We start from the raw sequence: 13,979 nt of genomic DNA on the forward strand, positions 1-13,979 counted from the left end.
AAATCAAATCATTAAAAAAACCTAGTGTTTGTAGTAGTTTCCAATAAAAAAAATTAAACAAAAAAACTTTATTGTTTGTAGAAAAAAATCGACAAAGGCTTTTTTTGCTTAAAATAAATTGTATATAACTCTAACAAATTCTATTTTTACGATCTACATGCTTAAAATATAAGCAAATATCTCCAAAAAAACAAACATTTATGAAAGAATTTCATACAAAAAAGAAAGGTTTATTTTTTCTTATATTATTTCTAGTTCTATTTATAGATGAAAGTCAAGGACAGGTATCATCATACAACTTTTCAGAAAGTAGCGGAGTATATAATTCTATCTCAGGTAGTGTAGCTATTAATACTGGATGGGACGAAAACGTAGTACCTAATATTCCTATAGGTTTCTCTTTTAATTTCAATAATTCTAATTATACAAATTGTACCGTTAGTAGCAATGGATTCATTACATTTGGTACAACAATACCTAATGGTTCTTTGTATAATCCTATTTCATCAGGAACGGGTTATAATGGTGCTGTAAGTGCGCTTGGAGTTGATATGGCTGATTCAGGAACAAAGGCAATCACTTATTCAACAACAGGATCCGCTCCTAATAGAGTTTTTACTATTCAATGGGATGATGCTAAAAGATATAATAGAAATGGAAATTTTGACTTTCAAATAAAACTATATGAAACTACTAATGTTGTTTCAATTGTGTATGGAATTTGTTCCCCAACTGGCACTACTACAAGTGAAAACATAAATGTAGAAGTGGGACTAAGAGGTGCAACTAATACGGATTTTAACAATAGAAACAAAACCAATCATTCTAGTTGGGCTTCAACAACTACTAGAGGAACCACAAACATCAATACATGTACAACTAACGGTTCAAGTGCGCCATCTAATGGTTTAACCTTTACATGGACTCCCATTCAAATTCAACCTTGTTCAACCCCTACAATTCAGCCCACAGAGCTAACTCTAACGTCTGATAGCTCTACAATAACTGGAAATTTTATAGAAGCAAAGCCTTCTCCTAATAATTATCTAGTAGTACGTTCTAGTACTAATATAAGACCAAATCCAATTAATGGAACTGTTTATACCATAGGATCTACAGCATTAGGATCTAATTATGTAGTCGTAGACACAGATACAAATACGTCTTTTAATGATAGTGGATTAGCAACTAATACAACGTATTATTATTACATTTTTTCTTACAATAATACCAATTGCTCTGGAGGACCTAGATACAATACAACAAATCCTTTATCAGGAAATACCAGTACAAGTTTTGCATACTGTATTCCTTCTTCTAATAATAATTCTAGATATATAAATAGTTTAGAATCTATAGGTACTGTAACAACTTATGCTAACAATAATACAGGTTACTCTCCTAATGGCTACGGAAATTACAGACATATTAACTTGTTTACACAGGTACAAGGAGGCGGTGTAAACCTATTAGCAACCCTACCAGATAAGCCCTTTCGTCAGACTATAAGGATATGGATTGATTGGAACAACAAAAATGGCGTTTTTGAAAGTAACGAATTGGTGTACACCACTGGTAGTATATACACGGAGCTAAAAAACACATTAGGTTTTACAATCCCTACCACAGTACCAGCTGGAACATATACTCTCCGAATTAGAACTTTTTCATCTAATGTTTTAGATCCTTGTGGAAATCACGACCATGGAGAAACAGAAGATTACACGATAACAATCTTACCTTATTGTGTTGCTAAAGTTAGTGCTGCCACATCAGGAAGTAGTTGTGGTCCAGGAACTGTTACTTTACAGGCATACGGAACCACTAATATCACGGAATTTAGATGGTATGACTCTGTAACAAATACACTGGAAGGAACTAGTCCAAGTACCATTGTTTCTGGACAAGCTACTACTACTTGGATCACTCCTTTATTAAACACAAGTAAAACATACAACGTTAAGGGGTATAATGGAACATGTCAAAGTTTCTATAATACTTTTGTTAATGCTGAGATAAAATCAACAACTGACATTAATTTAAATGCCTCATCAACTGTTATTTGTGGAGAAAATTCACAAGCAAAAATTACAGCATCTGTTGGAGAAACTAAATTTAATTTACTAACTGAAACATTTTCTGAATCTGACATTTCAGACACCAATTTTCTCGTAACACAAACACTTAGTAATTTCTTTTCTAATGCTACTTGGAAACTATATGTAAGTCCAACGGTTCCCATAAATACAACCGTTTTCAAACCTGCTATCAGTTCAGGAAACGCAGATAATACATTTGCACTCACAACTTCTGACTATTATAATCTTACAATGACCAGTAGAATGACAACTAAAAGCCCTGTTTCAACGGTTGGTTGTACTAGTGCAACCTTAACTTTTAGACATTATTACTCTGATTTTGATAATACAGATACAGCCACTGTTTATTATTCAACACTTGCTTCTCCTGATCCTGCAAATAGTTCTCATTGGACCCAATTAGTACAATATAATTCAGATCAAGGATTACCACATTCTTTTGTATCTGCTAATTATTCATTACCTATTGGCGTTCAAAAACTATCTATAAAATTTGAATACAAAGGTACTTGGGCTGAAGGCTGGGCAATTGATGATGTTTACATAAACGCAACAAAACCTTTTATCCCTAATTATTCATGGAATAATTCATCAGGTATATTATATGTTGACACAAACAATGATAATGTAGGTGATACTCTTTACACTAATCAAAACACATCAACTGTTTATTTTGCTCCTAAGGGTTCTTCTATAGAATTGCCTTCTTGGTCAACATCTGTAGAATCATTAACACCTAATGGCTGTTTATCTACCATTCCTATTACAATTACCAATAGTACTCGTACATGGAAAGGAACTATAAATGATCGTTGGGATACAGCTGGAAACTGGGCACCTGCTATTATTCCTGACAGTAATACTTGTGTAATCATACCTAGTACCGCCAAAATTAGAGGTACTGAATATACAGGCTATGGAAAAAACCTAACTATAAAATCAAACGGAAATTTAGAATTGCAAGCCAATAATAATTTAATTATTACAGACTGGATGGATATAAAAGGAGGAGGAATTTTTAATGTTCGCAACAATGCTAATTTTGTTCAAAGAAATGACAATCCTTCTCCTCCTAATTCTATTTCAGGTACTTTTACTATGGACAGAACGGCTACTGGCTTAAAACTATTTGATTACATATACTGGTCTTCTCCTGTAAACAATTTCCCTATTACCAGTGTCTCTCCAGATACACCAACTAGTAAAATTTTTCATTGGGTAACAGACCATCCTAATCCTAACGGTTTTGGTTTTGGCAATTGGTTTAACACAACTGAAAATATGCAACCAGGCAAAGGGTATATTATTAGAGTGGCTAATAACAACCCTACTTTTTCAACCACCTTTACTGGAGCACCAAGAAATGGCATCATTACAATACCTATTAAAAGAGGTCCATATATAGGAGCAGGCTATAAAGGTACTACTGGACGTTATATAACTAATTTAGATGATAACTTAAATTTAATTGGTAATCCATATCCTTCTGCTATAGATGCTATCAAATTTTTAACCGAAAACGAAGCACTATTAGAAGGAGGAATTCAAATTTGGACACATAAAGGAACTATATCTAAAAACAATGCTTCTCCTTATTATCAAAATTTTTCTAATAACTATTCATATAGTGATTATTTAACCTATACTAAACTAGGATCTAGTCTAGGAAGTAGTACAGGAGCAGATACAGGATTTAACGGAAAAATAGCTGCGGGACAAGGATTTCTTATAAAAATGAAAGATGGTAACCCTTTAACAAACAATATCATTTTTAAAAATAGTATGCGCATTGACAATTCAAATAACGCTTATAATAACAGTCAATTTTATAGAACAACAGACAACAAAAACGAAAACCAACCCAATCGAATTTGGATTGATTTAGTAGATAGTAACTCTGCTAGTAGTACTTTTCTAATAGGTTATGCAGAAGGTGCCACTCCAGAAAAAGATTTTCTTTTTGATGCTAAAACTGATTATGAAGCACCTTTAAAGGCTTTTTCGCTACTAGATAACGACGCATATATCATTCAAGGAAAAGGAATATTTGATATAAACGACAAATTTAATATTGGCTATCAAGTACCTACAAATGGCTCATATAAGTTTGCTATATCTGAAGTAGATGGTCTTTTCAAATCTACTAATCAAAAAATATATCTAGAAGATTTATTAACAAATACAATTCATGATTTAACTGTAAGTCCTTATTCATTCAATAGTGAAACAGGAATATTTAAAGGACGTTTCATAATTAAATACACAAAAGAAACATTATCTAACAATAATGAAGAATACAATAATAGTGTCGTTATTTACGGAACTAATGAATTACAAATTAAATCAGAGTTATTCAATTTAAAAAATATTGAAATCTATGATATTTTAGGAAAAACTTTATTTCAAGCAAAAGAGATCAACCAAAAAGAATCCTTACTTCATTTAAAAAACACCCAAAATATAATCCTCGTAAAAATAACGCTCGAAAATGGCGCAATAATAACAAAAAAAGTAATTTACTAAACATATTTCAAGAATGCCCAAAAAGACCTCCTCCCTAAATAGTTGAGGTCTTTCTCTTTTCTATAAGCCTCTCTTTCAAATGATATATTATAATACGCTTGTTGCTTATCTCTAAATTGCACTAACCGAAACAAATATTCTAATCCGTACCAAATAAAAAACAACAAAACCAACATTTCTTTTTGCTGATGGAGATGAATTCTTTCATGATTCATAAAATACGGATCTCTTTTATCTTCTTTCTTCCTCATAAAAACAAATGGAAAAAAAGTAATTCCACGAAATCTTCTAGGTGTTAAATATTTAGATACTATAAAAAACATATATACAAATTTGATAAATTTGTACACATGAACAATGATTTAAATCCAAATAATTTAAAAGAAGGAGAAGATTTTTATTACACCCCCCAAGGATATAAATGTTTTACAGAAAAATACCATTTAAAACGAGGCTATTGTTGCAAAAGCGGATGTCGCCATTGTCCTTACGGATTTGATAAAAAAACAGGAATTATTAAGAAAACCAATTAATATCCACAATTATTCTAAAACTTAAAAACACACCATAAATACTGCTTATTGCTTACAGCATAAAGCTTAAAGCTAAACAAAATGACATTTCAAGAACAAATAACACAAGGAATTCCAAACGTTTTACCACAAGCAAAAACGTATGAAACACAAATTAATCACGCTCCAAAGCGTAAAGAAATATTAACCGAAGAAGAAAAAAAATTAGCTTTAAAGAATGCTCTTCGTTATTTTCAGCCCCATCAGCATGCTGAACTAATTCCTGAATTTAAGGAAGAATTAGAAAAATACGGACGTATTTATATGTATCGTTTACGTCCTGATTATGAGATAAAAGCTAGACCTATTACTGATTATCCTGGTAAAAGCCTACAAGCAAAAGCCATTATGCTTATGATTCAAAACAATTTGGATTATGCCGTAGCGCAGCATCCACATGAATTAATCACTTACGGTGGTAATGGCGGTGTTTTTAGCAATTGGGCTCAGTATAGATTAACGATGAAATATTTAGCTGAAATGACTGATGAGCAAACACTAGTCATGTATTCAGGACATCCTATGGGGTTGTTTCCTTCCCATAAAGATGCTCCAAGAGTAGTCGTTACAAATGGCATGATGATACCCAATTACTCCAAACCTGATGATTGGGAACGCTTCAACGCTTTAGGAGTCACTCAATATGGTCAGATGACAGCAGGAAGTTATATGTACATTGGTCCCCAAGGAATTGTACACGGAACAACCATTACCGTTTTGAATGGATTTAGAAAAATCAATAAAAATCCAAATGGAGGCTTATTCGTTACCTCTGGATTAGGAGGAATGAGTGGTGCTCAACCAAAAGCAGGAACAATTGCAGGATGTGTAACCGTTTGTGCTGAAGTAAATCCTAAAATAACCAAAATACGTCATGAACAAGGCTGGATTCATGAAGTTCATGAAGATATAAACATTCTAATTACTCGTGTTAAAAAAGCATTAGAAACCAAAGAAATCGTGTCTTTAGCCTACTTAGGAAACGTGGTAGATGTATGGGAACGTTTTGATGAAGAAAACCTACATATTGATCTAGGTTCAGATCAAACATCCCTACACAATCCTTGGGCAGGTGGTTATTATCCAGTAGGCATCTCATTTGAAGAAGCCAATGAAATGATGGCTAACAACCCTGAACAATTTAAAATAGAAGTTCAAAAAACATTACGTCGTCACGCAGAAGCTATAAACAAACACACCGCAAAAGGAACTTACTTCTTTGATTATGGAAATGCGTTTCTTCTGGAAGCCTCACGCGCAGGTGCTGATGTTATGGCTGAAAACCCAACTTTAGGTAAAGAGTTTAAGTACCCTTCCTATGTTCAAGATATCATGGGACCTATGTGTTTTGATTACGGATTCGGTCCTTTCCGTTGGGTTTGTACATCTGGAAAACCCGAAGATCTACAAAAAACAGACAACATAGCTTGTCAAGTTTTAGAAGAAATGATGCAAAATTCACCAGAGGAAATTCAACAACAAATGGCGGATAATATTCAGTGGATTAAAGGTGCACAACAAAACAAATTAGTTGTAGGATCACAAGCACGTATTTTATACGCTGATGCTGAAGGTCGTACTAAAATTGCACAAGCATTCAACAACGCCATTAATAAAGGAGAAGTTGGCCCTATTGTATTAGGTCGTGACCATCATGATGTGTCAGGTACTGATTCCCCATATCGTGAAACATCTAACATTTACGATGGGTCTCGATTTACAGCTGATATGGCAATCCATAACGTCATAGGCGATAGCTTTCGTGGCGCCACTTGGGTTTCTATACACAACGGTGGTGGTGTAGGCTGGGGAGAAGTAATTAACGGCGGTTTTGGTATGTTATTAGACGGTTCAAGCGACAGCGATAGAAGACTAAAATCCATGCTTTTCTGGGATGTTAACAATGGTATCTCAAGAAGAAGTTGGGCAAGAAATGAAGGTGCTATTTTTGCTATCAAAAGAGCAATGGAACAAGAACCTTTATTAAAAGTGACCTTACCTAACTTAGTAGACGAAACACTCTTATAAAACCAGATATTTGCTTTGGTATATTTTTTGTTGTAATTTTATAACAGTCTCTTAAAATTTTCAATATTATGAAAACGATAAAATTACTAGTACTACTCTGTTTTTTCATACTTACAGCATGCAGCTCTGTGTATGTAAATACGGACTATGACAAAAGAGCTCATTTTGATCAGTATAAAACTTTTGCCTATCTCAAAAGCGGAATTGACAAAGCTGAAATATCAGATTTAGACAAAAAAAGAATACTTTATGCTTTAAATGAAACTCTAATATCCAAAGGTTTTACAAAATCTGAAAATGCGGATATACTCATCAGCTTTTTCACAAAAGAAAAAGAACGTATAGACTACTACAATAATTGGGGATGGAATATGGGATGGAATAATCCCTGGTGGGGTGCTGGCATTAACTATTCAATGCCTATTACCTCTATAGAAGGAACACTAATTATTGATATTATAGATGCCAAAACCCAAGAATTGATCTGGCAAGGAAAAGGCTCTGGATATTTAACAGACGATGTAAATAAAAAGGATGCTCGCATTAAAGAATTTGTATCCAAAATACTTGAAAAATATCCCCCTCAAATAAAGAATTAAATAAATGCTCCTTCATCGGAGCATTTATTTTTTACTAACATTTATCATTTTTTAAAAAGCATCAATTAAATACCTTTGTCACAATTATGTACATAAAATGAAAGACATCCAAAACCGATCCGATATAGAACTATTAGTCAATACTTTTTATGAAAAAGTAAAAGTCGACACCCTAATAGGTCCTATTTTTAATGGCATTATAAAAGATTGGACTCCTCATTTAAACAAAATGTATAATTTTTGGGAAACCGTACTACTAAAAGTACATACTTATTCTGGAGCTCCTTTTCCTCCTCATGCTAAAATGCCATTAGAAGAAATACATTTTAACCGTTGGATAAAACTATTCAATACCACAGTAGATAATCTATTTACAGGAAAAAAAGCAGATGAAATTAAATGGAGAGCTAGTAAAATGGCTGAACTATTTCAATACAAAATTGAATACTTCAAAAAAGCCAATCATAACCCCCTTTTATAGCATCATCAGTATTTTAAATTTTAAATTCGTTACAAAAAGGCTTATTTTTGCTCAAATAACTAATTAAAATATGGAAACTCATTTTGAAAGCAATCCCTTAATCGACCGATTACCTCAACATTTAAAACAATTTATAATTCCTCAAAATTATGAGGACTATACCCCTATTAATCAAGCGGTGTGGCGTTATGTAATGCGTAAAAATGTAGATTATCTTTCAAAAGTTGCTCATGAATCTTACTTAGAAGGCCTTCAACAAACAGGTATTGACACAAACAACATTCCTAATATGTATGGAATGAATCGTATTTTAAAAGAAATAGGATGGGCAGCAGTGGCTGTAGATGGTTTTATTCCTCCCAGTGCTTTTATGGAGTTCCAAGCTTATAATGTATTAGTTATTGCATGTGATATACGTCAATTAGAACATATAGAATATACTCCTGCTCCTGATATTATTCACGAAGGAGCTGGACATGCTCCTATTATTGCCAATCCAGAATATGCAGAATATTTAAGACGCTTTGGAGAAATTGGATGTAAAGCCATTTCCTCTGCAAGAGATTACGAACTATACGAAGCCATACGCTTACTCTCTATTCTAAAAGAAGCGGAGAACACCCCAGAAGAGGAGATACAAAAAGCCGAAGAACAAGTGAATTTCCTTCAAAACAATATGGGAGAACCCTCTGAAATGGCTCAAATCAGAAACTTACATTGGTGGACTGTTGAATATGGTTTAATAGGAACCATCGAAAATCCTAAAATATATGGTGCAGGATTACTCTCTTCAATTGGTGAAAGCGAATGGTGTATGACAAATAATGTTAAAAAAATTACTTATGACCTAACTGCTGCAAACCAAAGTTTTGATATTACAAAACCTCAACCACAATTATATGTAACACCTGACTTTGCCCATTTGAGCTTAGTTTTAGAAGAGTTTGCAAACAAAATGGCATTACGAACAGGAGGTTTATCAGGCATGAAAAAACTCATAAATTCAAAAGCTTTAGGAAGTATTGAGCTAAGCACTGGTTTACAAATTTCAGGCATCTTTAGTAACGTAATAGAAAACGAAGGAAAACCTGTCTATATTCAATCAACAGGCAAAACAGCTTTATCTTATCGTGAAAAAGAATTAGTAGGACATGGAACCCAACACCATGCAGAAGGCTTTGGTTCACCAATAGGCAAACTAAAAGGAATTAATCTTGCTATTGAAGATATGAGTCCACGTGACTTAAGAGCTTATGATATTTACGAAGGAAGACAAATTACATTAGAATTCGAAGGAAACATAAAGGTTACAGGTGAAATTATCACAGGTACACGCAACATACAAGGTAAAATATTAATTATTAAATTTAAAAACTGTACCGTCACACATGACAATCAAATTTTATTTCAACCTGAATGGGGAATTTATGATATGGCAGTAGGAAAAGAAATCATATCCGCTTTTTCTGGCCCAGCAGATGTAAACAGTTTTGATATGATTAGCCACGTTCCTTCCAGTAAAACTATAAAACAACAAAAATCAGCCGAACGAGAAGAGTTAGAAGGATTATATAGAAATGTTCGAAATCTTCGAGAAGAAAGAAATACAACCATAACACTTCAAGAAATTTTTAGTATTTTAACAAACAACCATCCAAATGATTGGCTACTAGCAGTAGAAATTGCCGAAATAGCACATAAACAAAATCATAATGATTTAGTAAATAAAGTATTAAATCATTTAGAAAATGTTAAAACTCGTAAACCAGAAGCAAAAAAACTAATTCAAAATGGCTTAGACCTAATTTTAGAAAAAGTTTCTTTCTAATGTAACTTTTGTCACACAAAAATAATTTAAGACCCCATACATTTGATCAAAAATCAAAAGGTATGGGCTTTTTTAGCTTTCTAGGTTTCAATAAAAAAAACAATTTACAAGAATTCATAGCCAAAGGAGCAATCATTATAGATGTAAGAACGCCTGCTGAATACGCTTCTGGACATATCCCAGGATCAAAAAACATCCCTCTTGATAACATCAAAGAACAAATAGAAAACATTAAAAAGTTAAATAAACCTGTAATTGCCTGTTGTCGTAGTGGTATACGTAGCAGTCAAGCAGTTTCTATACTTAAACAACACAATTTTGAGTGTATAAACGGCGGGAGTTGGGATAGTTTACAACATAAGCTATAATTTTCTTCATATCAAGATACCACATTATTAGTTTTTTTTTGGAAACAAAAGGCTATCTAAATTTAGATAGCCTTTTTTTGGGTCAAAAAATTTCCTTCGATAAAACTTCTTCTGTTTTAAGACTTTTTTTGATCTAATACCATTTAAACTCAGATTACACATTAGAAAAACTAATTTTTATAACTCATTGAAATAAAACATTTTAATTTTTATCAATTCTAGTTTTTAAAAATTAAAGTATTAGGGAATCAATAAAGTTTTTTTTTAAATTCTCTAATGCGTAATTTGGGTTAAACTTTGAAATTTCCTCATAATACTATTTTTCTAACCTTGAGACTGTCCAAAAAGTTCACAATCTTATCATCCCGACCAAAGGGAGAAATCACATAATATTGGATTATGAAACTCCTCCTTACGTAGGAGTGACAAACTGAATGTTGATTTAAACATTATCCTACAAAAGCAATAAAAATTAGTATTGATTCTTGATGCGCTTCGCACTCGAACTAACGATGATTTCAGTTATATACTCAACCGCTTCTTCGAGTTGTTTTAAAATAAAAAAACATATCGAGAATTTTACTTTTTAATTCAGTATATTTTAAGTTTAAATGGAATTATTTTGAATATTATTCACACTCCAAAGGGCTTCAGACAAAAAGACTTAGATTTAACCCAAATCTCTCATTAATCCAAACTCTTTTATTTCATTTAACTTATTTCACACATATAAAGTCAATTAACACGAATTTAAAAGCATTACATGGATTTTAAAATTCTTCAAAAAAGATTCTACTTTTATTTTTTCTAAATAAAAAAGTCCCAGAGTTACCTCTGAGACTAGTCGCACTAATAAACTAAGATGATAGGTTTATCGTAATCGATCCACTGATTTTACAAGATCTTCATCCCTTTTAATGGCTTTGTTAGCTAACCCTAACAACAAGATAGTGATTGCAGGAAGAAACATCCCAATACCCTTCACAGGAACCTGAGTTCCTCCAGATAAATTTAGTGCACAATACACAAATAATCCTAGTAAAATTAAGTTTAATATTATATTCAATCTGTTCAAAACAAATTGTGTTTGTCTCTTTTTAAAAGATAATAGACTCATCATACATAATGAGGTACTCAAACCGAAGAAAGCAGTATAGGTAATATTTGTCATAAAATATACCTCTTTCTCCCCTTCTTTCCAAAGAGGAAACACGAAAGGCAAGACCGCCATTACAACAAAAGCCAGAACTAAATATATGCTTTGAACTCTTTGAATCATCTTTTCTACTATATTGATACAAAAATATATTTTCTTTTTTAAAAAAACTATTGTTTCCTTAATAAAATTTTGTATTATTGCAAGAACAATCCGTAAGCACTTCATACTTCGGAACATAAGTTTCAAAAAATCAATTTTTAAACCCCATTTTTTTAAGCTAACTATACTTTATGTTTGATATTTCTGTATTAAAAGAAATGAAGCTAAATGAATTGCAAGAAATTGCAAAAGCAGCGAAAATCAAGAATTTTAAAACTCTTAAAAAAGACGATTTAGTTTACCAAATACTTGACTTCCAAGCTTCAAACCCTGAAAAACTAACCCCTGATGCAAATAGCATCCCTGAAGATTCTTCAAAACCTAAACGAACTCGTATGGTCAAAGACAAAAAAGAAGCATCATCAGAACCTGAAAAAGTTGATATAAATCAAGAAACGTCCTTTTTTACGGAAGAAACAGATGAAAAAAAAACATCTAAAAAAGTAAACAACAAGAAGGTAACAACTAACACAGAAGAAGTTACAGAACAAAAAAAGGATACTTTTGTAAAAAAGAATAAAAACCAGAAATTCCCTAAAGACAAAAAGAGTATTACTGAAACAAACGAAAAGATTATTGAATCTAATCTTCCAACAGAAGAGATAAACACTACAATCAACCTCCAAGAAAGCCAAACAGAAGAAACTGTAGAAATAGCGGAAATTTCATCCGACCAAGTAAACAATTCTACTATAGAACCTGAATTACCCCCATCTATTGAATCAAACAAACACAAGTATAACCAAAATCCTAAATACAAAAAAACAACTAATTTCAGAGAACCTGATTATGAGTTTGAAGGTATCATAGAAAGTGAAGGCGTATTAGAAATGATGCCTGACGGATATGGCTTTTTACGTTCCGCTGATTACAATTATTTAGCCTCTCCTGATGACATTTATTTGTCAACTTCTCAAATTAGATTATTTGGTCTTAAAACAGGTGACACAGTAAAAGGAGTTGTTCGCCCACCAAAAGAAGGAGAAAAATATTTCCCTTTAGTAAAAGTTCTAAAAATTAATGGTCATGACCCACAAGTAGTACGAGATCGTGTTTCCTTTGACCATTTAACTCCTGTTTTTCCTACCGAAAAATTTAAATTAGCAGAAAAAGGTAGTTCTATTTCTACACGTATTATAGATTTATTTTCCCCTATTGGAAAAGGGCAACGTGGTATGATCGTAGCTCAACCAAAAACAGGAAAAACCATGTTACTTAAAGATATTGCTAATGCTATTGCGGCAAATCACCCAGAAGTGTACATGATTGTACTACTCATAGATGAGCGTCCCGAAGAAGTTACTGATATGCAACGCAGTGTGCGAGCAGAAGTAGTTGCTTCTACATTTGATCGCGAACCACAAGAACATGTCAAGATTGCCAATATAGTACTTGAAAAAGCAAAACGTTTAGTTGAATGTGGTCACGATGTCGTTATATTATTAGACTCTATTACTCGCTTAGCTCGTGCTTACAACACTGTGCAACCAGCTTCTGGCAAGGTATTAAGTGGAGGTGTTGATGCTAATGCCTTACAAAAACCTAAACGCTTTTTTGGGGCTGCACGTAATGTAGAAAACGGCGGATCATTAAGCATCATTGCTACTGCATTAACAGAAACAGGCTCCAAAATGGACGAAGTAATCTTTGAAGAATTTAAAGGTACTGGTAACATGGAACTTCAATTAGATCGTAAAATTGCTAATCGCCGCATTTTCCCTTCTGTAGATCTTACTTCATCTAGTACACGTCGTGACGACCTTTTATTAGACGAAAAAACCATTCAACGTATGTGGATCATGCGTAAATACTTAGCAGACATGAACTCTGTAGAAGCAATGGAATTTATTAATGATCGCTTTAAGAAGACTCGAAACAATGAAGAATTTTTAATATCTATGAATGATTAAACACTACATATAACAAAGAGACTGACCAAAAAGTAATAAATCAACATGCAGTCTGTCTCTCCGACGTAAGGAGGAGTCTCATAATCAAGATTATGTGATTTCTCCCTTTGGTCGAAATGAAAGATTGCAAACTTTTTGAACAGTCTCTTATAATTTATCATTAAAGACATTCAAATTCTTTTTATATAACAACCTTTATGTATATGTTTAAAAAATCTTTATCTTTTAAAATATTCCCTTTTCTTTTGAAGAT

At 32.7% G+C, this 13,979-nt stretch carries 10 protein-coding genes; 8 read left to right on the forward strand and 2 right to left on the reverse strand.

The features are described 5' to 3' along the window. Positions 1–200: 200 nt before the first annotated feature. Positions 201–4,622, forward strand: a complete 4,422-nt coding sequence (locus AWN65_RS09445) for a GEVED domain-containing protein (protein ID WP_060382941.1) — start codon at positions 201–203, stop codon at positions 4,620–4,622. Here the strand turns inward: AWN65_RS09445 and AWN65_RS09450 are convergent. Beyond that, positions 4,619–4,945: a hypothetical protein gene (locus AWN65_RS09450; RefSeq protein WP_060382942.1), complete on the reverse strand. Its 327-nt coding sequence runs from the start codon at positions 4,943–4,945 to the stop codon at positions 4,619–4,621. The two genes, AWN65_RS09445 and AWN65_RS09450, sit on opposite strands and share 4 nt — an antisense overlap. A gap of 27 nt (positions 4,946–4,972) precedes the next feature. Between AWN65_RS09450 and AWN65_RS09455 the strand changes: the two genes are divergently transcribed. The 6 genes from AWN65_RS09455 (at position 4,973) to AWN65_RS09480 (ending at position 10,498) form a co-directional block, all read left to right on the forward strand. Next, the gene (locus AWN65_RS09455) at positions 4,973–5,155 is read left to right on the forward strand and encodes a DUF5522 domain-containing protein (RefSeq protein WP_060382943.1); all 183 of its coding nucleotides are present in this window, start codon (positions 4,973–4,975) and stop codon (positions 5,153–5,155) included. 81 nt (positions 5,156–5,236) lie between these two features. Continuing rightward, complete coding sequence (locus tag AWN65_RS09460; protein ID WP_060382944.1) at positions 5,237–7,222, forward strand: urocanate hydratase; 1,986 nt, start codon at positions 5,237–5,239, stop codon at positions 7,220–7,222. A 68-nt stretch (positions 7,223–7,290) separates the two neighbouring features. Continuing rightward, positions 7,291–7,821 carry a DUF4136 domain-containing protein gene (locus AWN65_RS09465; RefSeq protein ID WP_060382945.1) on the forward strand — a complete coding sequence of 177 codons (531 nt, stop codon included), beginning with the start codon at positions 7,291–7,293 and terminating at the stop codon, positions 7,819–7,821. Positions 7,822–7,918: 97 nt separating this feature from the next. Beyond that, positions 7,919–8,302 (forward strand): group III truncated hemoglobin, encoded by a 384-nt coding sequence (locus tag AWN65_RS09470; RefSeq protein ID WP_060382946.1) that lies wholly within the window; start codon positions 7,919–7,921, stop codon positions 8,300–8,302. Between the two features lie 70 nt (positions 8,303–8,372). After that, positions 8,373–10,130, forward strand: a complete 1,758-nt coding sequence (locus tag AWN65_RS09475; protein ID WP_060382947.1) for an aromatic amino acid hydroxylase — start codon at positions 8,373–8,375, stop codon at positions 10,128–10,130. Between the two features lie 8 nt (positions 10,131–10,138). Continuing rightward, positions 10,139–10,498, forward strand: coding sequence for a rhodanese-like domain-containing protein (locus AWN65_RS09480; protein WP_081078423.1), 360 nt, complete (start codon positions 10,139–10,141; stop codon positions 10,496–10,498). Between the two features lie 871 nt (positions 10,499–11,369). On the opposite strand, the gene AWN65_RS09485 is transcribed toward AWN65_RS09480, so the two are convergent. After that, a complete protein-coding gene (locus tag AWN65_RS09485) occupies positions 11,370–11,777 on the reverse strand; it encodes a DUF4293 family protein (RefSeq protein WP_060383874.1) in 408 nt (135 codons plus the stop codon). Between the two features lie 170 nt (positions 11,778–11,947). Between AWN65_RS09485 and rho the strand changes: the two genes are divergently transcribed. After that, positions 11,948–13,726 (forward strand): transcription termination factor Rho, encoded by a 1,779-nt coding sequence (gene rho / locus AWN65_RS09490; RefSeq protein WP_060382948.1) that lies wholly within the window; start codon positions 11,948–11,950, stop codon positions 13,724–13,726. The last annotated feature ends 253 nt before the right edge of the window (positions 13,727–13,979 follow it).

The sequence above is a fragment of the Flavobacterium covae genome, from assembly GCF_001534645.1.
Taxonomy (GTDB): domain Bacteria; phylum Bacteroidota; class Bacteroidia; order Flavobacteriales; family Flavobacteriaceae; genus Flavobacterium; species Flavobacterium covae.